Genomic DNA, 26,621 nt, shown 5'->3' on the forward strand with positions numbered 1-26,621 from the left:
CTTAAGCTCAATCAAGCCGCCAGCTTAGCTTTGAGAACAGCGCGTGGTTGTCGCATTCTCGGGAAGGATTTAGGTCTGCGCTTAACCACTCTCGGTTCGTGCCGATTCGGTCGTGCAGGTAGTAGATCGAAGGCAATGCTCTCCAGCAGGTGAGCATACAACCGTTTACTGGTCGCACGAGTGGCGATAGCCAATAAAGCAAGCATCTGATTGAAGTGTTGGCGTGCCCCTTGCAGCGAAAGTTGTGTCCGCGCATCATCTGCCAGCGGTGCCGCGTATTCCATCAGGCTTCTCAATAAGTTGTAGCCCAACAGATGTGCCCAGATATCTTTTCGAACCATCTGTGGCGTTTTGGCAGTGAGCATCTCCATTTTTAAGGTGGTTTTTAGATGCCGAAGATTGACTTCAGCCGCTGGCCAACGCCAGCCATAGAGTCGTGTCAGTTGCTGAGCACTGTAACGTTGGGCATCAAGCAACGTCGTCACCACAATAATGCGCTGGTCACGAAAGCCCTTGAGAGATAACCGCAAGCACACCTCTCTGACGACCAATGTCTTGGGAATCATCGCAAACTCGGCCTCACTCATATGCTCAGGCCGTTGGGCTGGTTTGTGCCATGTCACTTGATGATCGCCAATGCCGTTCTTGTTGCCTTTGCGGAAATCAGTCTTTCGAGCATGATGTTTACGCAAGACTCCATCGGCCCCTTTTTGCTGAATCAGTGCGAGGTCAACGTAACTACCATAAGCTTGGTCTGCCATCGCGACATCATCAACCTCAAGCTCCTGGTAGAGCAGACGGCTCATGACAATTTCACTCATGCTCCAAGGTGCAATACAGGCCGACACCACTGCCCCTGTAATGAGACAAAAGAACACCACCAAACGGGCAAGGGGAAATCCACAACCTGCAGCTTGATTGCCGTGTTGTGGATACCCCTGTTGGTTCGCAGCACTATCGGCCATCAAGACGGTCGTTCCGTCGTAGACCTTGACCGGGCGACCACACCAGAGGTGCTCTGGGGAGACTGCTTGTGCCAAGCGATTAGCGGTTTCGGGAATTAAGCGTTGCAGCAGTGACTCTGGCAATCGACCTCTTGCTTTGCTATAGGCTCCGGTATCGGATGATGGCGGTTGAGAACCAGCCGCGGTGAGCCACGTGGTGATGCATTTGACCGTGTTACGAAGGCTTTTATCGGCGGACAAGGCTTGATAGAGCATAGCCCACAGGGTAACGACCGGCGGATACACGCGGCTGCGAGACAAAATCGCCTCTTCCTCAAGGATTGCGTCGAGCCTTGAAGCTGGCAGGATATCCGCCCAGGGCAACCCTAGGCTTTTGGAAAACTGGTGCTTGAGAATTGCGGCGGACTCAGACATAGTGGAAGGCAGAATGTTTATGGCTGGCAAGTCTTGATTCTATATCTATCAAAACTTGTAGCCCTTTCCTAACGCCTTAAGTCAGTGCCATTGAACCGTACATCTATTTGTCGCGGGGGATGGTGAGCTACTGCCTGCGGTCAAGGCTGAGGTTGAGCGTTTGAGCTTATCAAACCAAGTGACGCTGCTCGGGACTTTGGGGGGCGAACAGCTTGCAGATTTTTACCGCGTTTGCCATAGCTTTGTGCTGTCTAGCGTTTACGAGGGTCTACCGCTGACGGTTTTAGAGGCGCTGGCCTGTGGTGCCCCGGTGGTCACAACTGACTGCGGCGAGACGCCGAATCTATTAACGCCGGAGTCGGGGGTAGTCGCGAAGGAACGGACTGGGGATGCGATCTCAACTTCCATCAAACAGATTCTCAATACACCGGATGCCTATCCCGCTGAAGCCTGCATCCAAGTCGCGCAACCCTCAAGAGCCGATGAAGTAATCGCTAAAATCTATAGCCAAATGCTAGAGCGCTGGCAACCAAAATAGAAAAGTTTCGGCAGGGCTGTTTAAAGTGAAATGACTCTAAAAAATGGAATTGAAGCTGTTGTGCGTGGCCTATCATGATCCAGCAGCAGCTTCAACTTCAGAACATAATACATGTTAATTTTCAGCAGTCTATCGACTTGCTAAAACGCACTCTATCTACCAAAGAGTCAAGAATAAAGCCTTGACAGATCCGTTTTAGCACGCTAGCCGCACAGTCAAAAATACCTTGTCTAAAATGAATTGAAATTGGGGCAAAATAAGCTCATGAGATTGGAGAGCTGAGCATTGAATAAAACTGAAGCGATTGAGTATGCTCACGCAACTGGCTGGACAAAAGCAGATGCTAGGCGGGCTTTTGAAGGAATCGGCTTCCCGCTTGATGAGTTGACTATTCTCAATAAAATGGTTCGGTTTGCTGGCCCTGAGCTTGTACAACGACAAAATCTTCAACGTGCTCAGAAAGGCCAAGTCACTAGAAAGAAGAATCAGCTAGAAAAAATAGAAAGCAACTATAAAGATATGGTTGAGGACTATGAGGCTCAACTTCAGCTTGAACGCAGTAGCTTTGTGGGCGTCATTGAGATTGTCTATGGCATCGCAAAAACCTTCGGATACCGTGATGCTTGGATTGACAGTCTGTTGAGAACGTATGAGGACTACTCACAAGACAATCAGCAGGAGGCTGCGTGAATATCACTCGCCGTCATTTAATGGGCTTGGGTGCAACCCGTTATCAAAGCGAGGTTGTTACTCAATCCTGTCCTGTGAAAGATAAAGCAGGCTCGGCTAATCTCTACACCATCAGTGATGTCATTCAGGCCATCACCGTTTATCTGGAGCGATCTCGCATCCGTCAGGCCACTAAGAATAATCTGAGGAGAGTGTTATCTGAACTCCAGCCACTAGCTAGCACTGTTGTTGAAACACCGTTCGGTGCGCCAGAGACAGGATCTACAGCAATGGTTAAGCAGTTGCTGAAGTCATTTGATAATCCAAAGACAAGAAAACACAAGTTAAAAGCCATTTCTATCAAAGGCCAGGAGGTTGCCCGTGCCCGTTGATATTCGACACTTGGTTAATAAGCTTGAGCAAAGTCGGCTTCTCTCGCATTTAAAATCCCATCGTACTGATGCTAAACGCATCAGCAAATACTATGCTCCTCGTCACGCGTTTAACCGCTGGCGTGACTCAACTGAAGGCCAGTTGTGGAAGGAGACACAGTTTCAAAAAACGAAAGGATTATGCTCTGGCTGTAAAAAGACTTATCGAAGCGTCAGCAACTTTGATATTGATCACATAAAGCCTTTGATTAAGTTTCCTGAGCTAGCGATAGACATTGATAATTTTCAACTGCTCTGCCCGACCTGTAACTCCAAGAAAGGTGACAGTACCTTATCAAATGAAGAAACGATTCTCTATTATCGACAAAACCCCTTGAATCTGAAGCAGATAGCAGCAAGGCTAGGAGTTGGCATCCAATGCATTCAAGGCAAGTTGAATGCATCAGAGATCTCCTTCGTTGATTGGAGTATGCAGAAAGACCCCATCGGAATTTCTTGGAATTCTGTATTTGAGGACGAAAACATTCATTTCTTTCCTGTTGCATGTTCCATCGCCGATGGCAGGCAGTAGACTGGGTCGCTAGTTACAAATTCTCACTTCAGATTTTGAGAATTGCGATCGCAATTCTCAAATCTTTACCCACGCCCTGCGCCAAACCATCTTGCTCACAATCCAAGTGCACCTTCCCAAATGCTAGACCTGCAGGCAACTGCGTTTAATAGATGCCCTTGACAACACCTCGCTTGTGCAGGCAAACGTCATTTTGCACCCCAATTAGATGATAAATGACTGATACATCAGCAACAATCTCAGAATAATTAGAGACTTGGCCTAGCAAGCGACAGATGGCAGCAATTCCTCCTCAAGCAGGCTTAAAGACTTCTGTTGGTCAGTATTCAATCAGAATCAATGTTGGTCCGCATCGGCGAACTTCGTTAATGTTGCTACGATTTCAATCGCTAGGTGATGCAGAGCGCTCTTTAAACTGAGCATAAAATTCTTTGGGCGCTTCATCAAAATATTTCAGCAAGTTAGGGCAAAGCTATCCATCTTTATCTAAAGCTGAGATATGGTGCCAGTTGCCTCCGTACTCCTCTCGCCGCCGGTCAAACTTGGCTTGGAACCCCGGAAATGGGCCAGCGGAAAACAACAGGCTAAATCCAGTTTCCGCATGGGGCAGGTCCACCACCATCTGGTCAATAATCGTGTCGACACCAGCAACAAACGGTTCTTGCACCAGGCCTACTTTCTGATCATCAAAAACCCACATTTCCTCATACTTGTAGGGATGGATGACCATTATTGCGCTCATATCGGTGCTCTTTTGACAAACAAGGCAACGACTCTACGCTCTACCATCGCCCAAAACAGGAACCTTTCACCCTACATATCGACGTTAAGGAGAAGTTAAGGTTATATTAATAGAGGAAAATCATTTCCAAAAGAAAAATTCCAAGCGCCGAGCTTAATAAGCCTCTCTAAGACGCTATGTACCACTGGTGATAATCCGCATTAACAAACGATGCTCTTAACAAAAATATGCAATTCGCAGAAAAACAAGTAAGAAATATTTATCTAAAAAGAGCATCGCATGCTATGAAAAATCATGCTGAGTCATTATGAGCTATATAGATTCTGAAATAGATTTAAATGAGATACATTTCTCACCACTATCAACCGTAGATATCGGAAGAGTTTTTGAATTCAAAAATCGATTATTTCGAGCTATATCCTGCAAAGAATCAGAGTCCGTAGTTGAGATGTTCTCCTGCGGAATGATTGATGAGCTTGAAAGCAAAAAATTATTCCCAAAAAGTTGGATCACAAAATACAAGCTCGATGGATATGGTCTAATCATTGAACATGAAAGAATTCCCTCAAAGAACTTCCCTTATGAGTGGAGCTTTTCTATGTTCAAAGATGCAGCTATCGCTCTTTTAGAAGTCAATATAATAGCTAGCAAGTATGGATACCAGACAAAAGACTGTCACGCCTATAACGTTATGTTTGATGGCTGTCTTCCTATGTTTGTTGATCTAGGAAGCTTCGTAAAGACATATAATTCACATTCAAAATGGAACTGCTATAACAAATTCCTTCAATATTATTACTACATATTAAAGATTTGGGGAAGGGGGAACTCATATCTAGCGCGTGCAATCGTGCAAAGTGACAACACCGATATATACTCTCCACCCCGAAGCAGTGAGCTATACGGCTTATACAGAAAAGACAACTCTTTTCTGATTCTTGTCGATAAGTCAAAGCAGATAGTAAGTCGCCTCTACTTCAGGCTTTATAACCTGTTGATAAAGCGAGGATTTAGTCCATTTTTATTCAGCCTTACCAAAGAGAAATTTTATAGCTTCCCGAGTTTACTTAGAAAGCTTGAAAAGATACCTGCTCCATGGGTAAGCAGTATCAGCAATGATGATGAATCCAGCCTTAAAGGCGACAGCAGCATTCAGTCCAGTCCAAACTTCAACAAGATTATTGATCTTGTCAATCATCTCAATATAGAAACCGTTACTAATATCGGATGGCATCAAGATGTCTTCTCGAAAATATTACTGCAGGGAACAAATGTTCAGAAGATAGTTTGCATTGATCATGATGTGAATGCAGTTGAGCAACTATACCTGTCATCTAAAAATATCGAAGGTGTCAGAGAGAGAATTACTCCTGTTTCTCTGAATAGTATTTATCCTAACGTAAGCTGCTTTACCCATTCTGAGGAGCTACTGCCTTATTCTGAGGGCAGATTTAAATCAGATGTGGTAGTTGCATTAGACCTAACCAATCACTTGCTGATATTTGAGAAGTATTCGATAGACTGGGTTTTTAATATGCTGTCAAGGTACAGTAAGAGATACGCTCTTATCGAATTTGTACCCTTCGATTTTTGCCTAGAGAAAGGCAAACCTTCTCCTCTTTCTTCACAATATACGTCGGACTGGTTTAGAGATGCGTTTAGTAAGTATTTCCGCATTATCTTAGAAGAGAAACTAGAGAATGACAGGATTATTTTTTGTGGTGAGTTACTGACAATTTAGTCAAGATTAAGATAAGCGTCAGGACTGCTCTGACGCTTGCAATATAATGCTCAGCGACGTCAGTATTGTCGAAAGCTTCGCAAACTAGCTCCTCCTCATGGCTTGTTAGAGGGCAGTCTATGAGCTTTGACCTGAGTGACTTCCGCCAAGAGGTTGGTGGTCAAAGCATGAACTTGTGCGACATCATAATGCGGCTGTTCTTCCTGTGACGAGGCGACCGAACGCTGAGATTTGCGACCAATCAGCAGGTAGGCGTTCATCATTCCCCATCCCTTGAGCTTAACGGGGCCTCGGCTCTTAAATCCATACTGGTTTTTAACGCGCGAGTAGGTTGATTCAGTGACGTGAACCTGGTTAATCACCCCGTGGGATTCCATACGACTAGCAATATTGACGGCATCTCCCCAGAGGTCATAACTAAATTTATGCAGCCCAATCACACCCGCTACTACAGGCCCCGTATTGACGCCAATTCTGAGCTGGAAGGGTTGACCATCAGGACGGCGAAATTGAGCAATGGCGCGCTGCATTTCTAAGGCCATTTCGAGCACGCTTTCTGCATGATCAACGCGATTCATCGTGACGCCTCCGGCCACCATGTAGGCATCGCCAATCGTTTTGATCTTCTCTAAGCCGTACTGCTCTGCTAGAAAATCAAAGGTAGAGAAAATGGCGTTGAGCTGTTTGACAAGCTGTGCTGGCGTGACTTGAGTTGAAAGACTGGTGAAATCTACAATATCGGCAAAGAGAATCGTGGCCTCTTGGCAGCGAGATGCGATCGCACCTGGATCTTCCTTTAACTTATCCGCAATAGTAGCGGGCAGAATATTGAGCAGCAGGCGCTCTGACTTTTCTTTTTCACTGCGGAGATTGGATTCAGCCTGTTTGCGATCGCAAATCTCCATCCGCACCCGATGAAACATCTGATGGAACGCAACGGCCACATCCCCCAATTCATCCGACCGATCCAGGGACTTGTTTGCAAACGGAGGCACTTGATCTGCACCCACCTTCTCCCCCGCCAGTACAACATCATCCCGCAGTTCTACAATCGGCAGAATGAGCAGCCGTTCTAAAATCCAGATCATCAAGAGCGTCACACAGACAGACAGCAGCAGCACGACCCCCAGGGTACGGACCGCAAACAGCAGCATCGCCTGCCGCAGATGGGACGCATCATGCCGAATCACCAAGACGTACTGATCCTGGAACATGCGCTGCGGCCAGCTAATATCGTAGCGATTCCTTGCCCGCAGACGAATCACCTGATCACCCAACAGCTCGGCTGCCGCAATCTGAGGCGCATCACCAAAGGTATCAAGCGGCTTACCTTCCGGGCTAAACAGCGCACCACCTACAATTACCGAATCAGGCTTCAGGCGTTCCTGTGCCCGATCTAAAAGATCTGTAGAGGCCACATCGGTCATCACATCAACCTTGACCGTTGTTAAGACCTCAGAAGAAAGAGTCTCTAGCTGCTGCAGTAGTTCTTTTTCTCGATAAACGTAGGCAGGAACAAAGAGAAACCCTTCCGTCGCCACAATACAGAAAAAGATTGAAGAGACAATGCGACGAGACAGACGCGAGTTCAGCAAGCCAAGCGACAACTTCATAGGGTTACAGAACCTGCTCAAGCAACTTTGAGGCGTTCGAGACTTAAGATCTAACGTTAATTATCACAGCCAGAGCGAACCGATGTTCCACCTCAAGAGACACAATTACCATAACGGATCGAGCGGCTTCACTACAGTGATACGGGTCACTGATACCAACTCTTTATATGGATGACCTAAATTGGAAGGGTCTCTATTGAGAGAGTATAGTTCTGATGGCCGGCGTACTGAAAATTGAGATTACCGAAAGCGAAGACACCCTCAAGTCGCTTCTTCATCAACAAGCATCAGCCCGTCACCAAGAACAGATTCATGCACTCTACTGGCTCAAAAGTCGTCAAGTCACAACACGCTATCAATAGACTCTCCAGGGAGACTATTACCGCGCTGGCGGGATATTCCTACATCTTGGATGCCTTAGCCATGCAGGTCATCTGATAGGGGAATTGGTATAAGTTGTTCTTTCAGCGTCTCTGCTTCTTTGTTAGTGCGGTAAATCTCAACGGTTTGATCTTTGGGGTTAATCAGCCACTAGAGTCTCAGCCCACTGCCTAGATATTCGCGCATTTTTGCTTGAAGGGGCTTGAGTCTGTCACTTTGCGATCGCAGTTCAATCACAACATCAGGACAGATCAGCGGGAATTCTCTCATTGCTCAGCGGTCAAAGCATCCCAGCGCTTACGTGTAATCCAGGCTGCATCAGGAGAGCGATCTCCTCCGTTCGGCAGCTTGAAAACTGTTGAGGAGCTGAATACTTCTCCCAACTCTGCCTGTTCGTTCCAGGCTGCCAGTTTGAAGATATAGCGAGCCTCTTTTCGACCGCTTTTACCACCCACGGGGGGCATAATAATCAGCTCTCCTTGGGGACTGCATTCCATTGCCACGACTTTATTGATCATGCACAGCTTTAGGCCGCTGGAGAAACGAGGCGGATCTCGGAAGGCGAACTAACTGTGTATGTTGTATATCTCTGTCAGCGGTGCGTTGGTTGTTTTATACGTTGTGATTGTTTTCTATGTTCACATCAATAGCTTCAAAGTAACATTGCTTAGGTCAGTTTAAGTATTCAGCCTTGGCGTTTTGATTACAACTTACAATAGTTGTAAAGCCCACTGTCGGAAGAACTGATATGGTGATCGCAGCACCGGAACCACGCGCTGAATTACGCCCTACTGGAGAACAGCGGGTTGTGCTGTGGGGCTTATCTTGGGAAGACTATTTACAGATTTTGAATACGCTGCCTCAGTCCCGTGGCTCTCGCTTGATCTATGACGATGGAGTGCTAGAAATCACCGTGCCGCTAGAAGCACATGAGTTTTCGGGTCGCTTGATTGAGCGTTTCATCATAACGCTGGTTGAGTTGATGAGCCTGCAGATTAAGACAATGGGGTCAACCACAATGAACTATCCCCATTTAAAAAAGGGGGCAGAACCTGACAACGCTTACTATATTCAAAACCAACCGCTGGTAAAGGGACGCAAGGTTGATTTCAGACAGGATCCGCCGCCCGATCTGGTCGTTGAAGTTGACATTACCCATACAGATATTGCGAAGAATCAGTTCTATTCCAGCCTTGGCATTCCTGAGTTCTGGCGGTTCAATGGCAAGATATGGCGGATCTATCAGCTTCAGGAGGGGGTTTATGTAGAGGTTGAAGCGAGTCCTACGTTCCCTCTGGTGCCAAAAGAGCGACTATACACTTTTCTGGAACAGGCGAAAGAGGATGAAATAGAGGCGGTGCGATCTCTGAGGGCTTGGTGGAGCACTGTTCAATCGTGAGGGGTAAGAACCTTCTACAAACCGCGATCTCGCTCCAAATCCGCAATGACGGTCTCAAAATACCACTCTTCAGATCGACCCGGATACTGATGTTTTGCCTGCCGAAGAAAGCGTTCTGCGATCGCCCACTGACCGCCCACCAAGGCCATTAGCTGCTTGCGAAGCTGTTCCTCTCGGGTTTCAGGGGTGACTGACTTAGAGGTTTGAACTTGCTGTAGCGTTGCCAACGCCTGTTTGTGACCCACCCAATCTTCTTGATCGACGTATAAACTGATGGCGCGCTGTAGATCTGCGATCGCAGATAGTTTCTCCCCCGCATCCAAGTAGGCCAGACCACGTTGATAAAAGGCGGCGGCATGGTCGGGCTTAAGCTGGAGCGCCTCGGCATAGTCTTCCACCGCACCCATGACGTGCCCCATCTTGTGATAGGCCATCCCCCGAGCCACGTAGTTCTGGGCCTGCTGCGGATCGAGGTTGAGAGCGTGATTGAAGTCGGCCACGGCCCCTGGATAATCGTCTAGCTGCAGTCGGGCGTGACCGCGATTTCTGTACACAATTGCCTGCTGAAAGTGGAGCTGCAGAGCTTGGTTGAAGTCCGATAGCGCTTCTGAATATTTACCCTGCTTACATCGGACAATGCCGCGACAGCAGTAGGCTTTGCCATCTCGGGGGTCTGCGGTCAGAATCCAGTTGATGTCGGCGAGAGCCTGCTGAATATTACCCTGCTGGGCCTGCTCGACAAGCTGTTCAAAATAATCTTTCTCAGACCTGATGCCGCGCTTCGGGGCAACCTTTGACTCAGTCGGCTGGAGTGTTTCAACCGTCGCTAAACACTGCCGCGCCCCCTCAACATCGCGCCGATCGATAAACAGCTCCGCTGCCTTTCTAAAGGAGGTGACAGCAGCCTTCGTATTTCCCTGCTTGCGCTGAATGACGCCCCGGAGACGGTGGGCTGAGGCATGGTCTGCATCACATCGAATCGCTTCCTCAACGTCTGCTAGTGCTCCTGGCAGATTTTGTAAGGCTAAGCGGGTTAAGGCACGGCCATAGTAAGGTAGGACGGATTGACCATCCATGCCAATGGCTTGGGTATAGTCTGAGATGGCTTCGTGAAGCTGACCGAGATCGTAGTGAGCCAGTCCTCTTTGACTATAGATATTGGCGCGGTGGGGGTGATGCTCAATGGCTTTGCTGAAAGATGCGATCGCATCTCCATATCGCTGCTGTTGAGCTTGTTCTAAACCCCTTTGATAGAAATCATCGGTCATAGCTTTTAGTCTTCTGACCTATTGAGGCGCTGCTGCCATTCTGCATCTAGTTTATCTGCTTGCTCAATCTCTTGATCAACGAGATCTTTCTCCGTGGTGTAGCTCAATCGGTCGGTGGTGACCACAGACTGAGCCGCAAAGTTTTGGGCATAGCGGATTTTCTGCTGCAGGTGAGTATCGGCTTCGTTAAGCGCCATCGCGTAATCGCGCCGTACATCATTGCGGGCCTCAAGCTTGGCATTCTGACGCTGCAGCCAAAAGTAGCGCACCAGTGGGACGCCCAAGAAGGCAACGCCGTAGCCGAGCAAGACCCAAATCATCGATTGCGCAAAGGCAACAAGCCCCCCAAGCTGGAGAGCAATCGTACCGTCTCCGAGCATGTACCACAGCAAAACGGCTCCCACAAAATTGAAGGTACCTAGACCAATTGCCCACGCTCTCTGATTGCTGCTGGCTTGACTGAAAGGCCAAGGGAACTCGCGCAAAAAAGCGGCAACTGACTGCTGATCCGATTGCGTAGCTGTAGACTGCAAATCCGGGAACCGGTAGATAATTTCACCGTTAGGGCTAACCTCCGGCTGACCATTGAAGCGAGACAGAACCGGAATCATATAGTACTCATCGTCCTCTGGCTGCTCGACCAAGTCCAAATAGGGGGAAATTTGCTCAGCAACAACGGCACCGCGATTGTTGCGAATCACTGTAGCAATCTCTTGCCAGCGTCGATCTTCTAAATTGGCATTGGGGTTGCCGTCTCCGAACAAGAACGAAAAGATGGCCTCGAAAAAGTTCATCTGCTCAGACCCACGAAGCCGCTGCCGCCGAGCGCGACCGTAGGACGGATTAAAAAACCAAAACAGATCTGGGCCGAACCAGAATCGTGGCACAAACATCGAGCCACCGAAGCTAGAGCGGCGGCGATCGTCGTTTTGCTGGCTGCTCTGAAGGGCGAGGAAGATAGTTGCGATCGCAACCACAATCAGCAGAATAGACAGCAGCAGCATGATGCCGAACGAAATCCGAATCAGATAAAATAGCACCGCCCATACTGAGGCCCACATGGCCTGCAGCCGCAGCCGCAGATACTTATCCCGCAGAACCGACCGAAAATTCTCAGGAAACAGATAGGCGATCTCACCAGAGTCTGAAACCTGCAGATTTCCGGACACCTCAGAGGCCAAAGCCAGCAGACCGCGCTGCGTCGTATCAATATCTAAACCGGCTCGTGCAGAGACATCGCCCACGGTGACTCGATAGTCGAGCTGCTCCACAGTGGACATGATTTTAGGATCAAGCGTCATGGTAGACCCACAGAAAAATTAGAGTTAGCCAGCCTGACATCAGATCAGGCCCTCTTACCCAGTATAAAATTTCCACCCCATCTCTTCGCTGAGGATTACCGAACCCGACTAAATCAGGGACGCCCCGTCGCAGCGATCCTCACAAGGGGCGATCTCTCTACCTTTCGATGGATCCCAGTGATCGCCGGCCACTTTAGAGTGTGAATCAGCGCTCAGCGAAAGCTGCCTAGAGGGCTTGAAGCTCTGACCGTAAGCATCAGCAAGTCGCACGGCAAAAAAATTGACTTTTTGTAAAGCAGATGCAATATTAGTTTACATAGCGTTACAATTCACTCATATTTCAATGTTCTGCCTCCTTACTTTGAAAGCAGTCATCGTCAACTCAGTCTTTGAGTGCTTACTCCCGAACGCTATGGGCAACTCTAGATCCGCTCTCATCTCGATTCCCCAACTCAATAATTGTATTTTCCAGTCACCCCACACCCCTTTGCATCATGAAAACAGCCTCTAACGATTTAGTCCGCTCCTATCTGCAGGAAATTGCTCGGTTTCCTCTGCTGACCCACGAGCAAGAGATTCAATTGGGCAAGCAAGTTCGGCAGTATGTTGAGCTTCAAGCCATTCAAGCAGATCTGATTGAATGCCTAGACCGAGAGCCGACCTTAGCTGAATGGTCTGCTAAGACTGACCTATCGAAGGTAGAGCTTCAGCAGGCGATCTCTTTGGGCGAAGCCGCTAAGCGCAAGATGGTAGAAGCTAACCTGCGACTGGTGGTTTCAGTGGCAAAGAAGTACACCAATCGCCAGGTGGAACTTTTAGATCTGATTCAAGAAGGCACCATCGGCCTACAGCGTGGCGTTGAGAAATTTGACCCGATGAAGGGTTACCGCTTTTCGACCTATGCTTACTGGTGGATTCGGCAAGCCATGACCCGCGCCATTGCCGAAAAAGGCCGCACGATTCGTCTCCCGATTCACATTACTGAAAAGCTCAACAAAATCAAGAAAACCCAGCGCCAACTTTCTCAGACGCTAGGCCGCAACGCCACGGCAGAAGAGCTGGGAGCAGAGCTAGACCTGACGCCCAAGCAAGTACGCACCTACCTCAAGCACGGCCGTCAAACCTTTTCACTAGACGTCCGCATTGGTGAGAAGCAGGACACAGAACTAGGAGATTTGCTTGAAGATGATAGTCAATCTCCTGAAGACTATGCCGCTAGCTCTCTACTAAAAGACGATCTGCGCCAGCTGATGGCAGAGTTGACGGGTCAACAACAACAGGTATTAGCCCTCCGCTTTGGCCTCGAAGATGGAAAAGGCTTAACGCTGGCAAAAATTGGCGAAATGCTCAGCGTTAGCCGTGAGCGAGTGCGCCAGATTGAGCGCGAGGCTTTATCGGTTCTGCGTCAGAACAAGTCTGCACTGCAGGAATACCTCACCTAGAGCCATCACGAATTACAGGATCGCGGGTTGGCTCAGGGGAGTCAGCCCGCGTTGCGTATATCAGCCCCGTGCAATATCGAAATGACCGCCCGCAGGAACATGAACCATGCCGATTAAAGATAAACCTCAACCCCGTCGCCCCAGCCTGATCACATCTCTACTCATTTTTGTGCCGGGTTTGCTGCTGCTGGCTAATCTAGTTTTACCGATCTTTACTGGGCCACCAATACCGCGAGTGCCCTACAGCTTTTTTATTGAGCAGATCGAAGATGGAGACGTGGCCAATGTCGAGGTTGGGCAAAATGTCATTCGCTATCGGCTCGACGAAAGTAGCGATCAGCCTGATCAGGTTCTGCAGACGACTCCCATCTTTGATTTGGAGTTGCCCAATCGACTGGAGGCTAATGGCGTTGAATTCGCAGCGATTCCCCCTGCTGGCAATCGCTGGTTTCTAACACTGCTGGGCTGGGTCGTGCCGCCCCTAATTTTTGTGGGGCTGTTTCAACTCTTTAGTCGCCGTCAGGGGGGTGGCGGTCTATCTGGCGCGCTATCCATCACCAAAAGCAAAGCCAAGGTCTATGTCGAAGGAGATGAGAATAAAATCACCTTTAATGATGTGGCTGGCGTTGAAGAGTCTAAAGTTGAGCTGGCCGAAATCGTCGAATTTTTGCAGGCTCCCCAACGGTTTATCGAGATCGGTGCCCGGATTCCTAAAGGGGCGCTCCTAATCGGGCCGCCGGGGACGGGCAAGACGCTACTGGCAAAAGCGGTTGCGGGTGAGGCGGGCGTGCCTTTCTTCAGTATTTCTGGCTCGGAGTTTGTAGAATTATTTGTCGGTACGGGCGCAGCACGGGTGCGGGACTTATTTGAGCAAGCCAAGAAAAAGGCACCCTGCATTATTTTTATTGATGAACTCGACGCCATTGGCAAGTCTCGCAGCGGCGGCAATGGCATGGGTGGCAATGATGAGCGCGAACAAACGCTCAATCAGCTCTTGACTGAGATGGATGGCTTTGGGGCCGGTGATGCCACCGTAATTGTGTTGGCGGCCACCAACCGACCGGAGACTTTAGACCCGGCTCTGCTGCGACCGGGCCGGTTTGACCGTCAAATTTTAGTGGATCGTCCTGATCTGTCTGGGCGTCTCGCAATTCTAGATATTTATGCTCAGAAGGTGAAGTTAGGGGCTGAGGTCGATCTAAAAGCGATCGCAACTCGAACGCCTGGCTTTGCCGGAGCCGATCTGGCCAACTTGGTCAACGAAGCCGCACTGTTGGCGGCTCGACGTAAAAGTGAAACGGTTGAAGAGCAGGACTTCTCTGAGGCAGTTGAGCGGGTTGTGGCCGGTCTAGAGAAGAAGAGCCGAGTGCTCAACAAAGCCGAGAAAGAAATTGTGGCCTACCACGAGGTTGGCCATGCGCTAGTGGGCGCACTGATGCCCGGTAGCGATGAAGTCCAGAAGATATCCATTGTTCCTCGCGGCATGGCGGCGCTGGGCTATACGCTACAGGTGCCGACCGAAGATCGGTTTCTGCTCAATGAAACGGAACTGCGGGGGCAAATCACCACGCTGTTGGGCGGCCGCTCAGCCGAAGAGGTGATCTTCGGCAAGATCACGACGGGTGCTTCCAATGATCTACAGCGGGCCACCGATCTAGCGGAACAGATGGTCACCTCCTATGGCATGAGCAAGATTCTAGGGCCGCTGGCCTATGCTCAGGGACAGCAGAATAACTTTTTGGGCAACAGCGGCAATACGCGTCGCCCAGTCAGTGAAACAACGGCGGAGGCAATCGATCAAGAAGTAAAGGCCATTGTTGAAGGGGCCCACCAAGAAGCACTGTCCATTCTAGAAAAGAATAGAGAGCTGCTAGATGCGATCGCAATTCAACTACTCCACATCGAAGTGATGGAAGGTGAGCATTTGCGGAAGCTTCTGAGTCAGGTGCAGGCCAACGATGAGCAGCCGGAACACCAAGCGGATGCAGCCTCCAAATTTGTCAACGCCTAGCTGATTTACAGGCTATCTAAGTCACAAGGGCGCTCTAGCTAGAGCGCTCTTTCGTCCGTTTAAGTCACGACTGAGCATCAGGGTATGGAACGTTTTAACTTCACCGTCATCCAACGCTTTTGGGCGATCGCAAAGTCCTACTGGTCGAGCGATAAGAAATGGCAGGCCCGAGGGCTGCTGCTGCTCGTCGTCATTCTATCGCTGGGATACACGGGCCTGAGCGTGGTCCTCAATAACCAGCGCGGCGCAATGATTTCGGCGCTCTCGGCTCAAGATGAATCACGGTTCTGGCACACGATCATTATCTTTGCTGGGGTCTTAGTGGCCTATGCCCCTATTTACGCGGGGTATACCTACTTGCGAGATCGGCTGGGTCTGCAGTGGCGACAGTGGCTGACAGAGCATTTCATTGATCACTATTTTCAAGATCGCTCCTTCTACAACTTGGCCGGAGGAGCTGGTGAAATCGATAACCCTGACCAGCGAATCGCGGAAGATATTCGCAGCTTCACTCAGGAATCCCTTGCCTTTGCCCTCGTCGTGATTAGTTCACTGCTGGGGATTGTGGCCTTCAGCGGCGTGTTGTGGAAAATATCGAAACCGCTGGTGCTGTTCCTGGTTCTCTATGCGCTGGTGGGAACCCTGTTGACGGTGGGCATCTTCGGCAAACCGTTAGTCCGCCTTAATTTCGCGCAGCTCAAGAGAGAAGCTGACTTTCGTTTCAGCATGGTGCGCATTCGAGAAAATGCAGAGGCGATTGCTTTCTATCGAGGTGAAGAACGCGAATCTGAGCAGGTTAAAAGCCGCTTTGATGAAGTGTTCGAGAACTTCAAACGCCTGATTTTCTGGCAGCTTAATCTCAACTGTCTTACCAACGCCTATGAATTTATTCCGTTTATTCTGCCTGCCATCGTCGTTGCCCCTGGCATCTTTGCCGGTGATCTAGAGGTGGGAAAAGTCACGGAAGCGCAGGGCGCGTTTATTCAGGTCTTTTTCTCATTGAATTTGATTGTGGCCCGCTTCCAGGAGCTGACCTCCTTTGGCGCTGGCATCAATCGTTTGTACACCTTTGCTGAGGGCTTAGGTCAGGTCGAAAGTAACAAAGGCCAGGAAGAATCTACGGCAGGTGATTCCGTGAAGACGGACAGCACGAAAGATGAAGAAGTGCAGGGGACTGACAGTAAAGAGAGGCAGGATGACGCCGCACTAACAGTGGCTGCGGCACATCCGACCATTACCACGGAGATTTCAGATCGGCTTGAGGTCGCAAACTTAACTCTGTTTACCCCCAACTATCAGCAGATGCTCGTCGAAGATCTATCGGTGGAGCTATCGACCGGAGAGGGATTGTTGATTCGGGGACCGAGTGGATGTGGAAAGAGTTCGCTTTTACGTGCGATCGCAACCCTCTGGAACTCTGGGAGCGGAACCTTGTATCGACCGGAGCCAGAGCAGATGTTGTTCTTGCCCCAGCGTCCGTACATGATTCTAGGCACACTGCGCGATCAGATGCGCTATCCCCATCTCAATGCGGAACTAGAAGATGACAAACTTCACCACATCCTAGAGACGGTCAACCTACCCGACCTTGATCACCGTTTTGGCGGCTTAGACGCTCGACAGGACTGGTCTTCAGTCCTGTCATTAGGGGAGCAGCAGCGCCTGACATTTGCGCGTTTGCTCTTGAACCAGCCAAAGTACGCCATTTTGGACGAAGCCACCAGCGCCCTTGATTTAGAGAATGAAGCCTCACTCTACCAACGGTTACGGGAGACGCAAACCACCTTCCTCAGTGTCGGGCACCGAGAAACGCTCGTTGACTATCATCAACGGATCCTAGATCTATCCGCAAACCATACTTGGCAGCTCAGCAAGCGCGAATGAACTCAGAGCAGTGGCTCATCGTACGTATCGAATCCATGAAAATAGCTCCCGAGTTGGCTCAAAATTTGGGACCACTACTGACGACTGGCAGCATAATCAACGGTAGAAGGATTTGGCATCCGTACTTTGTCATAGAGAGTAATTCGCTCTTGTGCTGTCTGCATCCAGCTATATTTTTGAGCCGTATTGTAGGCCTGAGTCCGCAGTTGATTCAGATGAGCAGGATCCGTCAGTAATTTTTCTAAGGCAGCTTCAATCGCCTCTCGATCACGAAGGGGGACAACTAGGGCATCATAGCCATCATGAACAATCTCAAGGGGACCTGCCGTTGCCGTCACAATGGGTGCTAAACCACAGGCCATCGTCTCAATTAACGCCTTCCCAAAGGCCTCGTAGTTAGAGGCCAAAATTGAAATTTGGTGGTTTTCGAGCAGCGTCGGCAGAGACGCATGGGGATAGTGGGGCACAACACTAATGCGCTCACGCAGATCAGGGTCAAACTCTTTTTTAACCTGTTCTTCAGGGCGCTGAGTTCCGTAAAAGCTACATTTCACATGGGGAAATCGCGTGAGAATCGCATTTAAGGCCGGCACACTATAGTTAATGCCCTTGCGCAGAATATAGGTACCCACCAAAGCAATAGAGACTGTCTCATTCGTCTCATGGAGAAGCGGAGCAGAGGCCAAGCCCAAGAACTGATCGGGAATGCCGTTAGCAACAATATGGACCTTTTCGGGTGAAACCTCTAAGTTCTGAGACAGGTAATCCTTCTCACTTTGGTTGAGCAAAAAGACTAAATCTGACTCCCTTATGGAACTCGCCACCTGCCACAAATTGATACCGCCCCGATAGAGAGGGTAATACCAACTCAGCTCCAGTGTACCGAGGCGATTTTCCTCAAGACACTGCAGATGCTCAATATGTTCTAAGTAATGACTTCTAGAAACTAGAACAGGACGCTGTTCACCCTTATTAAAGAGACTTGTCCAGAAAAAAGAGTCGCCAGTGGAAGCGTCAATTACGTCAAATTGGTCTGCTGTAGCGTCTTTCAGCAGGTAACCGGCAACAAATACCGGGAATAGCAGATCTTTGAGGGAGAGCGGCATCCACCCTGGCAGATCATCAAATGAGAAGTACAAGACTTCATGTCCTAGCTGTTCGTAAGCTTGACCCAGCATGAGCGTACTCCCGGCCGCACCAGAATCAACCGTAAGTTCTTCATGAATTGTCAGAAGTATTTTCATTGTTCCTCGTAAGTTATTGCATCAAACAAGATCCAAAGCCAGGCAGAATGGTTGGTCTGACTTAATGAACAGATAATTCGCTTTGCGAGGCCTCGTGCTCGACCCTTCAGTGAGCGTGACACGTCAACATTCGCTATTCAATACTAATACATACTATCGGGGAGTTTTGTTCTCACCCTTTTTAAAGATATGCTGTGGGGTATGTAATAAGTAAGGTCGCAAAATGTTGGGTCATAGTGCGGGTCAAATTGTATGGATGTAGAGATTGCGCTACGAATTATCGATGAAGCTGTGTTTGATTTTATTGAGAGGCATCTCAGCGCCCCGGAAGTTGAAATTGTTCGTGGCACATGGGTGAGGTCTACCTACGACGAGATGGCTGAAACCTCTCCCTTCAGCATGAATTATCTCAAGCGTGATGTTGGCCCAAAATTCTGGAAGTTACTTTCTAAGGCTTGGGCCGAAGACGTTAATAAGTCCAACCTTCAGACCGTATTAGAGCGACGGACCTCTAACTTTGCTTCAAAGACATTGGCTCGTGGAGCCTCAGCTCCTCCGCACCAAGATTGGACAATGAGCGCCCCACTGTGCCTGCCTTTGGAGGGACGAGAAGGAGAGCTGGCTCAGCTAAAGGATTGGCTACAAGCTGAACCCTCTTCTGTCGTCGCGATCCAGGGGCTCCCGGGTGTAGGTAAGACAGGTTTGGCCCGGCAGCTAGCAGAAAACGTGCAGAGTAGTTTTGAGTATGTTGTTTGGCATTCCTTGGGACAAGCTCCTGTGCTGCAGCGTTCGTTAGAAGTCCTGTCAGCCCAGCTACCGGAGGTTACCACCTCCGCAGATGAGGCCCTCGCTAGGGTACTAGCGCAATGCCGTCAGTATCGATGCCTGCTTGTGTTGGATGGGGTTGAGTCTATTCTGCAGCCAGGACAATTGGCGGGTCACTACCGTAGCGGATACGAAGACTATGCGGCGTTTTTTGAGCAGATGACGGTGGCAACTCACCGGAGCTGTCTAGTGATCACAACGCTTGAAGTTCCGACTTCCCTGTTGATGCAGAGTCAGACTCCTTCTTTTAGGTATCTATCGCTGTCAGGGCTACCAGAAAATGATGCGACTCTTTTGCTCACCCAGGAAGGTTTGAAAGCCAAAAAGGCTTGGCCTCTGTTAATTCATCAGTATCAAGGGCATCCACTAGCTCTAAAAATGGTTGCCCAGAGGATTCAGCGTTTGTTCAACGGCGATGTGAGCGGCTTTCTCGCCCAAGAGAATGTTCTGACGGGAGGCCTCGAGTCTTTGCTGTCAGGTGTGTTCAATCGTTTAACACAGATTGAACAAGAGCTACTCTACACTCTGGCCTGTGCTTCGGCTCCCCTTTCGCTGGTTAATCTAGAGTCATTGTTGCCAACTCAGGGCAATTTGTTAGAGGCCCTAGGGTCTTTGCAGGCCAGGTCTTTGCTAAAGACCCAGGATCAGAAGGCAGTGGCTTACTTTACACTTGCTCCCTTTGTGCAGGCATTTGCGATCGCAGATCTAACGCGTCAGCTCCGTGAGCATCCCACTGCTGAACACCCGCAACCGTTGAGCCTCAAGATTCCAGAACTGAAGCTATCCGCAGAGCACGAGCCCGTCAGCCTCAGTCAGTGGATGGCGGGGGAAATTGAACCGGATTGGCAGCCCCTCGATCGGCTGCTGGCCGATACGGCTCAACTGATTCCAACGCTGCGTAGCCTATCTTCTCTACGGGACGGTAGCTCGGTTAAGCGTTTGAAGTATCTCAAGCTCAGTTCAGAAGACCCGCAGTCTCAAGTGGCCCTACTGGTGATGATTACGCCACAGGCCGGAGAGCGAATGTTGATGCATGTACAGCTCCAGCCCGGTGGTGAAGTTGCTGAACTACCGCCCCAAATACACCTTAAGCTCCTTGACGAATCAGGTGAGAGCTTGCGGGAGGTGCAATCACAGCAGCACGATAGCTTCATCCAACTTCCTAGCTTCAGCGGTAAATTAGGAGAAAGCTTTGGCTTGCAGATTGTGCTGGGAGACAACTGCATCAGTGAGACCTTTGTGATCTAAGAGCCCCATGCAGATGCTAACTTTTTCCAGCGTGACCCGTCGGCACAACGCATCGTGAACTTGAGGCGGCGTTGATGTATCAAGTGATTTTGAGCTTTGGCAAAGGGACATTGGCAGAGGGGTTTGCCAACGTCAATGTCCAGCTTTTTGATCCGCAGCAGCAGCCTATGATGCGCGATAGCTGCAGTCTACCTGCTGCACCAGAATTGATGGCCCTTTATCAGTTGTGGCAATCGCAGTATCAAGCCCATTACCAAAACTTGGGCTGGTCTACCCGGATTGACATCCATGAACCAACCGCCGTCAGCAGCCGTTTTTCCCGGCGAGAATTTGATCTGCACTGCACCCAACTGCCGGTGTTGCTGAACCGCTGGCTACGGCACGAGTCTTTTGTTGCCATTGAGCAAACGCTGCGGACCTACTTATCCTTTCATCATCAGATTCAGCTGATTCTAGAGACCGACGATCAGGATCTTAAGCTTCTACCGTGGCATAGCTGGCAGTTTGTCATCGACTATGCCCAAGCCGACGTTGCCTTGAGTTTGCCTCGCAGCCGTCCGCCGCTTCAACATTTTGCCCCCCGGAAAAAATCAGTTAAAATTTTAGCCGTTCTCGGTAGCCCTGTACTGGGCGTCCATGACCGCAAAATTGATGTCGCCACCGATCGCGCTTTTATAGAGCAGCTTGCCCACGTAGATGCAACGTTTTTAGTGGAACCCAGCCGTGCAGAGCTAACCCAAAGCCTCTGGGAACAGCGCTGGGATATTCTATTTTTTGCTGGCCATAGCACCCGCGTTGATGGGCAAACGGCACTGCTGCTGAACCATGATCCAGAACAAAATAGTCTGACGATCAACGAATTCCATCATGCTCTCAACCACGCTGTTGAGCAGGGGCTGCAGCTCGCCATCTTTAATTCCTGCGACAGCTTGGGCTTGGCCTGGACCCTAGCAGAGCTAAACATTCCCCAGACCATCGCCTTCCGAGATGCAGTGCCTGATCCAGTTGCCCATGCGTTTCTCAAGCACTTCTTAGCGGCGTTTGCGGCGGGTATGCCAACCCCACAGGCCGTCCGCACCGCCCGTGAGCAACTCCAAGAATTTGAGCAGCATTGTCCCTGTGCCAGTTGGTTGCCTATTATTTGTCAGAATCCCACGGTTTTACCCCTTACCTGGTTAGATCTACAGGGCCACTCTTCTGACTTGCAGCTTCCCCCACGAGTACCGGCCTGGATTCCAGTGGTTGCCAGCCTGTTGGTAACAGGGGGGCTGATTTTAGTACGCACGTTAGGCGTTCTGCAGGACTTAGAGCTGGAGGCATTTGATCAACTAATGCAGTGGCGGCCTGCAGAGGCATCAGACGCCAGGTTCTTGGTCGTGGCGATTGACGAAGCCGATTTTCAGTATCAGCGGCAGCAGGGCATGCGACCAGAAGGACACTTAGCAGATCGGGCACTCAAGCAGCTACTGGACAAAATACAGCCCTACGAACCAACCATTGTTGGTTTAGATCTCTACCATGATGTTGAATTTGAGCCAGAATTAAAACCTTTAGTTCTCAATAACTCCAGGTTTATAGCGGTTTGTGAGATTGCCCAAACGGAAGGGAGTTTTACTCCTGGCCCTAATCCAAGCATTCCAAGTCCGCCAGGCATCCCGTCCGAGCGTTTAGGATTTACGGATTTACCTGAAGATCCGAGAAAGATGATTCGGCGGCAGTTGTTGTATATGGACCCAGTCAGGGTCTGTGATACAGACCAGTCGTTGAGTCTTCGGATTGCTCGCCAGTATCTAACCTTGTCTGGCGGTCCGATACCCCGGCTGACGTCAAATCAGGTGCTTCACATCGGTAATGTGGAGTTTGAGCCGCTCTCCCCTGATGCGGGTGGATACCAGCTTCCAGCAGGAGAAGCAGAGGGCTATCAGGTGATGCTGAACTATCGAAGGGCTCAATTCCCGATGGTGAATCTACGTGATTTATTGGGGGGAGGGTTAGACGCTCAGCTTTCTAGCTTGATACCCGGGCGGATTATCTTGATTGGAGTGGTAAAGCCCGATTTGGATACCCACCCAACAGCCTTTGGAACGCGACAGGTGAATGGTGAGCAACCGGGCGTCGTGATTCAGGCCCACATGATTAGTCAAATCTTGAGTGCGGTTGAGCAGGGGCGACCGTTGATCTGGTGGTGGCCGCAAGGAGTTGAATACCTGTGGATTGGAACTTGGTCGTTGTTAGGCAGTCTACTGGTGTGGAGATGGTCTTCTACAGTTGTACGTATTGCCTCGCTTACTGTTGCTGTAGGTGTGCTAATTGGGAGCTGTATGGGTGTCTTACTAATTGGGGGCTGGATTCCCCTGGTTCCTGCAATGATGGGGTTGTTAATTTCAGGGGGAGTTGTAATGGTGTACACAAACGTTAAGGTCACTCATGTAGGCCAGCCGCCGACATTAGGGGGGCGCGATGCTTAAGCCAAGATATATTCTAAGTCTTCTACTCGGCGGTAGTTTGGCAGGAGGAGGTTTGATGGCCGGAGCACTGTCTGCTCAAGAGCTGTCGACCGCTCAGGCACAGATTACGTTCCTGGCTCCCAATGCGGCCCAGCGACAAAAAGATCGACGGCGATGGGGGCGACCCACAACCCGAACCCCTGGTGGAACCCGCGATCGCTGCGCTCAAAGGCTGATTGCGCTGGTACCCAGCCCCGATGCAGTAGCGCTCAGCTCGGGTCAATGTCTAGAAGAGTCGGTTTCAGATCGGGCATTGACGCTCACAGAGACGCCAACGCTGTGGTTTTACGTTCCGCCACTGGCCGAGCCAGAACGACGAGCGGAGCTAGTGCTGCTTCAGAAACACCGTGAGGTTAGCAAGCAACGGGTAACGCTGCCTGCAACGCCGGGTATTTTTGGGGTGCAGCTCAAGGGTCCACTGGCGGCAAACCAGCTATATGGCTGGAGCTTCACGGTTCTGAAGCAACCCCAAAGTCCCTCTCAAAATCCGACGGTGGAGGGATTAATCAGATACGCAACGTCGAACCCTAAGGATTTGAGGGTGGCACACCTGCCGGACCAGGCATACAGACCGGGCCAACTGCGGCAATATGCTCAATCCGGAATTTGGCACGATGCCTTGACGGCCCTCGCCCAGCAGCGATGCCAGAATCCGGCAAGCCAGAGCTGGAAAAGCTTTTTAGCATCTGCGGGGTTAGATGCGATCGCAACCCAACCGATCCTGAATTGCGAAGTGCTGTAGCCCTCTACACCCTCAACGCCAATCCCCCACTAACAGGAAGGGTGCCCAAAAGCCAGGAGCCTCGTAACCGGGCGTCTTTAGCAGCTTCACCTGCGCCTGCCGCAGCGCTTCAGCCTTGGTGATTTGGCCCTGCTGGGTGGTCAACGTTTGATAGAAATGACGCATGAGCTGTGCCGTTGAGCGATCGCCAATGGACCATAGCGAAGCCATCGTACTGCGAGCGCCGGACTGCACGGCCAGCCCCGCCAACCCCAAAATCGCCCGGTTGTCCCCCGCCGCCGTGGTACAGGCACTGAGCACCAATAGTTCAATGGGCTGCAGTCCTTGGGGAGCACGATCTTGGAGAATACTGCTGAGCTGACTCCCCTGGAGGCGCTGGTTCCAGGTCTGTAGATAGGTTTGCTCTGGATCTGAACTAAATTGCCCATGGGTGGCAATGTGAACAACGCTGTAGGGTGTGCTCTGAATTTCTCTTTGCAGCTCTACTGGGGTAAACGCCTGATTCAAGTGCTGCCGAGTCGGGAGGTAGGCACTGATCTGGGTCAGCTCTTCCTCGACCTGTGGCAGAGGGGGCGCAGCCTGCAGGGGCGGCGTTTCTGATAGACCGAAGGTTAAGGCCCGTAGCCGAGTCTGGCTGAGAGAACGCGACGGCAAAAGCTGGAGGCCAGGGACAAGGGCAACGGCATATCCTTTCTCCACCAAGTACTGATCGCCATCGTGGAGTGCCGCCATGGGCAAATCGCGGAAGGAACCATCCAGGACAAAAACCAGATTCTTAATCTGCGCCAGCTCTGACTCTGCAGGACGAATCATCCAATCGTAAACCTGCTGTGAGAGGGCATGGACATCCTTAGAGATATAGCTTTTTTCCAGCTCAACTCTAAGCTGCGCCAGCGTTGCTTCTACTTGCGGCTGTGGCAGTCGGGTCGTATGACGCTGTATCTGTCCACCGGGTAGCCTAACGATCACCTCGATTCGATCTGATAGAAGAATGGGGTAAATGAGAGCGGTATCTGCAGCCAAGGGTTGCTGGGCTAAGGACACGATTGAGGCCAGGTCACAGCGTAGAAAATTTTCGAGTTCTACGCGCTGCAGAGTATCAATGACCTCCATTGCCTGCTGTAGCCGAGCATTATTATTGAGATCAGGGGACTGCAGCAGTAAATCGACAAATTGGCGATACACAGGCTCGACGTCGGCCTGAAATGACGCTTGAATATTGCGGTCCAGGGCTAAGAGATCTCGGCGGTTGTTGGTGAGGGTTGCGATCGCAGCTTCATAGGCATTTAGGGCGGCGTCCCGCTGTCGGCGAGCTTGATAAATCCGTCCCAGCTGCCACTGCCACTGACCCGCTAAGTCAGTTGCCCTAACGGTTTGGGCCTTAACCAATGCCTGCTCTGTCAATCGCTGCGACTCTGCCCACTGCTGATTTTGCTCATAGATTTGCCCCAACAAACCGAGGGCGTGGGACTCAGCACGGGTATTTTGCAGTTCCTGGGCCTGTCGAAGGGCTGTATTGGCCATCGTGAGTGCCAAGGGCCGCTGCTCTGTGCCTAGACGCACGAGGCTCTGGGTAAAGTGGAGCTGGGCATTGACGGCCTGATAGCTAGTGGGGAGATGGGCAATACCGCGACGACGGAGCGCGGCGATCACTTGATCAATCTGTGGCTTGTCTTGTAAGGACATCTGCCCTGCGGGGGGGGGGGCGTCTTGGTTTTGCTGTAGCTCGATGCCTAGACTGAGCCGATGCAGTTGACTTTGCAACGCTAGAGCCTGAATCTGGGCATCGGAGGAGAGGGCTAAGTCTGCCTGCTGCCAGTAGGCTAGAGCCTGCTGGGCAGGGGCCAGGGCCGCGTCAGGCAAAATCGCGGCGCTGGTGATTAGGGGCCGTAGGTGCTGATACCGCCGATGCTCCAGCTTGCCGAGGTTCAACAGCGTGATGGCTCGATCAACCGGTGTTTGAGGCAGAGCTAAACTGGCCTGCAAAATAGTGCCCGCCGCGTCAAGCTGTCCCGCCAGCCGAAGGCTGTTGCCGAGGGTGCGTAGGCCCACTTGCTTAAGCTGCGGATCAGACTGAGCCTCAAAGTGACGCAGGACAGACCGCCACTGTTCTGGGGTGGACAGATCGCAATCAGAGGGCAAGTTGCTGGCCTGCAGCAGGGTTTTACAGGCGCGCCGATAAAGTCCTAGCACCTCCATTGCCTGGGCTTGGTTGATCCGGCTACCGGCTGTGCCGGTGGCGTCATTCAACTGCTGATAAACGGCGGTCGCCTGCTGCCAGCTCGTGAGGGCGGCTTCCGGTTGCCCTAGAATGAGCCGCAGACGTCCTTGGGTATTGAGAGCTTGGGCATAGGGCTGCGATGGGCCAGACGATTGCAGGAGAGTGAGACTGGTTGCGATCGCATCTTCTGCCTCAGACAGCCGCCCCAGCTGCTGATAGGCCAGCGAGAGATAGTTCAAAACGGTGGCATGGCCGAGCACGTCACCTACAGAAAGCAATCTTTCTTGCTCCTGTTGCCAAATCCTCGCAGCTGCCGAAAACTGACCCTGCCGATATAGCGCGCGGCCCTGAGCAATGCCCTGCGAACTGTCTGCATCTATAGGTATCACTTCTGGCGTAGAGGATAAAACCTGAGCTGCCCCCAGCAGCATTGCCCCACTCAAAGCCGTCCCGATACACACAGAGGTCAACGAAGAACGCATAAGACTCCTAGAGTAAAAATT

General features: G+C 50.7%; 17 protein-coding genes and 4 pseudogenes. 13 read left to right on the forward strand and 8 right to left on the reverse strand.

Annotated features, from left to right (window positions below; all coding sequences use genetic code 11):
• Positions 1-11 precede the first annotated feature (11 nt).
• Positions 12-1,431: pseudogene (locus C1752_RS01055) on the reverse strand (IS4 family transposase).
• Between the two features lie 57 nt (positions 1,432-1,488).
• Between C1752_RS01055 and C1752_RS01060 the strand changes: the two are divergent.
• The 4 genes and pseudogenes from C1752_RS01060 to C1752_RS01075 form a co-directional block, all read left to right on the forward strand.
• A pseudogene (locus tag C1752_RS01060) lies at positions 1,489-1,917 on the forward strand (glycosyltransferase); the annotation flags it as partial.
• Positions 1,918-2,202: 285 nt separating this feature from the next.
• Complete coding sequence (locus C1752_RS01065; RefSeq protein WP_110984195.1) at positions 2,203-2,607, forward strand: hypothetical protein; 405 nt, start codon at positions 2,203-2,205, stop codon at positions 2,605-2,607.
• Positions 2,604-2,978: a hypothetical protein gene (locus C1752_RS01070; protein WP_146242251.1), complete on the forward strand. Its 375-nt coding sequence runs from the start codon at positions 2,604-2,606 to the stop codon at positions 2,976-2,978. The genes C1752_RS01065 and C1752_RS01070 overlap by 4 nt, the downstream gene beginning before the upstream one ends.
• Complete coding sequence (locus tag C1752_RS01075; protein ID WP_158534975.1) at positions 2,968-3,549, forward strand: HNH endonuclease signature motif containing protein; 582 nt, start codon at positions 2,968-2,970, stop codon at positions 3,547-3,549. The genes C1752_RS01070 and C1752_RS01075 overlap by 11 nt, the downstream gene beginning before the upstream one ends.
• A gap of 472 nt (positions 3,550-4,021) precedes the next feature.
• Here C1752_RS01075 and C1752_RS01080 read toward each other — a convergent pair whose 3' ends face one another.
• Positions 4,022-4,291 (reverse strand): DUF6717 family protein, encoded by a 270-nt coding sequence (locus C1752_RS01080; protein ID WP_233501245.1) that lies wholly within the window; start codon positions 4,289-4,291, stop codon positions 4,022-4,024.
• Positions 4,292-4,598: 307 nt separating this feature from the next.
• Here C1752_RS01080 and C1752_RS01085 point away from each other — a divergent pair, with 307 nt between their 5' ends.
• A complete protein-coding gene (locus C1752_RS01085) occupies positions 4,599-6,032 on the forward strand; it encodes a hypothetical protein (protein ID WP_110984198.1) in 1,434 nt (477 codons plus the stop codon).
• A gap of 95 nt (positions 6,033-6,127) precedes the next feature.
• Here the strand turns inward: C1752_RS01085 and C1752_RS01090 are convergent, their stop codons facing one another.
• Positions 6,128-7,645, reverse strand: a complete 1,518-nt coding sequence (locus tag C1752_RS01090) for an adenylate/guanylate cyclase domain-containing protein (protein WP_110984199.1) — start codon at positions 7,643-7,645, stop codon at positions 6,128-6,130.
• A gap of 215 nt (positions 7,646-7,860) precedes the next feature.
• Here C1752_RS01090 and C1752_RS28240 point away from each other — a divergent pair.
• A pseudogene (locus C1752_RS28240) lies at positions 7,861-8,004 on the forward strand (IS630-like element ISAcma28 family transposase); the annotation flags it as partial.
• 58 nt (positions 8,005-8,062) lie between these two features.
• On the opposite strand, the pseudogene C1752_RS30160 reads toward C1752_RS28240, so the two are convergent.
• Positions 8,063-8,550 (reverse strand): annotated as a pseudogene (locus tag C1752_RS30160) (Uma2 family endonuclease).
• Between the two features lie 224 nt (positions 8,551-8,774).
• On the opposite strand from C1752_RS30160, the gene C1752_RS01100 reads away from it, so the two are divergent.
• On the forward strand, positions 8,775-9,425 hold the full coding sequence (locus C1752_RS01100; RefSeq protein WP_110984200.1) for a Uma2 family endonuclease: 651 nt from the start codon (positions 8,775-8,777) through the stop codon (positions 9,423-9,425).
• A gap of 14 nt (positions 9,426-9,439) precedes the next feature.
• Here C1752_RS01100 and C1752_RS01105 read toward each other — a convergent pair whose 3' ends face one another.
• A complete protein-coding gene (locus C1752_RS01105; protein ID WP_110984201.1) occupies positions 9,440-10,693 on the reverse strand; it encodes a tetratricopeptide repeat protein in 1,254 nt (417 codons plus the stop codon).
• A gap of 5 nt (positions 10,694-10,698) precedes the next feature.
• Entirely contained in the window at positions 10,699-11,994 is a 1,296-nt protein-coding gene (locus C1752_RS01110) for a hypothetical protein (RefSeq protein WP_110984202.1), read from the reverse strand.
• A 494-nt stretch (positions 11,995-12,488) separates the two neighbouring features.
• On the opposite strand from C1752_RS01110, the gene C1752_RS01115 reads away from it, so the two are divergent.
• The 3 genes from C1752_RS01115 to C1752_RS01125 all read left to right on the forward strand — a co-directional run bounded on the left by C1752_RS01115 (position 12,489) and on the right by C1752_RS01125 (position 17,331).
• Positions 12,489-13,436, forward strand: coding sequence for an RNA polymerase sigma factor, RpoD/SigA family (locus C1752_RS01115; protein WP_110984203.1), 948 nt, complete (start codon positions 12,489-12,491; stop codon positions 13,434-13,436).
• Positions 13,437-13,542: 106 nt separating this feature from the next.
• The gene (gene ftsH, locus C1752_RS01120; protein ID WP_110984204.1) at positions 13,543-15,447 is read left to right on the forward strand and encodes an ATP-dependent zinc metalloprotease FtsH; all 1,905 of its coding nucleotides are present in this window, start codon (positions 13,543-13,545) and stop codon (positions 15,445-15,447) included.
• 84 nt (positions 15,448-15,531) lie between these two features.
• Positions 15,532-17,331, forward strand: coding sequence for an ABC transporter ATP-binding protein/permease (locus C1752_RS01125; protein WP_110984205.1), 1,800 nt, complete (start codon positions 15,532-15,534; stop codon positions 17,329-17,331).
• A gap of 74 nt (positions 17,332-17,405) precedes the next feature.
• Here the strand turns inward: C1752_RS01125 and C1752_RS01130 are convergent, their stop codons facing one another.
• On the reverse strand, positions 17,406-18,575 hold the full coding sequence (locus tag C1752_RS01130; protein WP_110984206.1) for a glycosyltransferase family 4 protein: 1,170 nt from the start codon (positions 18,573-18,575) through the stop codon (positions 17,406-17,408).
• A gap of 252 nt (positions 18,576-18,827) precedes the next feature.
• On the opposite strand from C1752_RS01130, the gene C1752_RS01135 reads away from it, so the two are divergent.
• The 3 genes from C1752_RS01135 to C1752_RS01145 all read left to right on the forward strand — a co-directional run bounded on the left by C1752_RS01135 (position 18,828) and on the right by C1752_RS01145 (position 23,897).
• Positions 18,828-20,648, forward strand: coding sequence for a DUF1822 family protein (locus C1752_RS01135; protein WP_110984207.1), 1,821 nt, complete (start codon positions 18,828-18,830; stop codon positions 20,646-20,648).
• Between the two features lie 74 nt (positions 20,649-20,722).
• On the forward strand, positions 20,723-23,116 hold the full coding sequence (locus tag C1752_RS01140) for a CHASE2 domain-containing protein (protein ID WP_110984208.1): 2,394 nt from the start codon (positions 20,723-20,725) through the stop codon (positions 23,114-23,116).
• A 55-nt stretch (positions 23,117-23,171) separates the two neighbouring features.
• Entirely contained in the window at positions 23,172-23,897 is a 726-nt protein-coding gene (locus C1752_RS01145; protein ID WP_158534977.1) for a DUF928 domain-containing protein, read from the forward strand.
• Between the two features lie 12 nt (positions 23,898-23,909).
• Here C1752_RS01145 and C1752_RS01150 read toward each other — a convergent pair whose 3' ends face one another.
• A complete protein-coding gene (locus C1752_RS01150; protein WP_158534978.1) occupies positions 23,910-26,600 on the reverse strand; it encodes a CHAT domain-containing protein in 2,691 nt (896 codons plus the stop codon).
• Between the last annotated feature and the right edge of the window lie 21 nt (positions 26,601-26,621).

It is taken from the genome of Acaryochloris thomasi RCC1774, assembly GCF_003231495.1.
Classification (GTDB): domain Bacteria; phylum Cyanobacteriota; class Cyanobacteriia; order Thermosynechococcales; family Thermosynechococcaceae; genus RCC1774.

Coding starts and splice junctions, on each gene's coding strand:
- ftsH (WP_110984204.1), top strand. CDS start 13,543: ATGCCGATTAAAGATAAACCTCAACCCCGTCGCCCCAGCCTGATCACA.
- C1752_RS01100 (WP_110984200.1), top strand. CDS start 8,775: ATGGTGATCGCAGCACCGGAACCACGCGCTGAATTACGCCCTACTGGA.
- C1752_RS01090 (WP_110984199.1), bottom strand. CDS start 7,645: ATGAAGTTGTCGCTTGGCTTGCTGAACTCGCGTCTGTCTCGTCGCATT.
- C1752_RS01135 (WP_110984207.1), top strand. CDS start 18,828: ATGGATGTAGAGATTGCGCTACGAATTATCGATGAAGCTGTGTTTGAT.
- C1752_RS01145 (WP_158534977.1), top strand. CDS start 23,172: ATGGCCGGAGCACTGTCTGCTCAAGAGCTGTCGACCGCTCAGGCACAG.
- C1752_RS01150 (WP_158534978.1), bottom strand. CDS start 26,600: ATGCGTTCTTCGTTGACCTCTGTGTGTATCGGGACGGCTTTGAGTGGG.
- C1752_RS01115 (WP_110984203.1), top strand. CDS start 12,489: ATGAAAACAGCCTCTAACGATTTAGTCCGCTCCTATCTGCAGGAAATT.
- C1752_RS01105 (WP_110984201.1), bottom strand. CDS start 10,693: ATGACCGATGATTTCTATCAAAGGGGTTTAGAACAAGCTCAACAGCAG.
- C1752_RS01125 (WP_110984205.1), top strand. CDS start 15,532: ATGGAACGTTTTAACTTCACCGTCATCCAACGCTTTTGGGCGATCGCA.
- C1752_RS01080 (WP_233501245.1), bottom strand. CDS start 4,291: ATGAGCGCAATAATGGTCATCCATCCCTACAAGTATGAGGAAATGTGG.
- C1752_RS01085 (WP_110984198.1), top strand. CDS start 4,599: ATGAGCTATATAGATTCTGAAATAGATTTAAATGAGATACATTTCTCA.
- C1752_RS01140 (WP_110984208.1), top strand. CDS start 20,723: ATGTATCAAGTGATTTTGAGCTTTGGCAAAGGGACATTGGCAGAGGGG.
- C1752_RS01130 (WP_110984206.1), bottom strand. CDS start 18,575: ATGAAAATACTTCTGACAATTCATGAAGAACTTACGGTTGATTCTGGT.
- C1752_RS01110 (WP_110984202.1), bottom strand. CDS start 11,994: ATGACGCTTGATCCTAAAATCATGTCCACTGTGGAGCAGCTCGACTAT.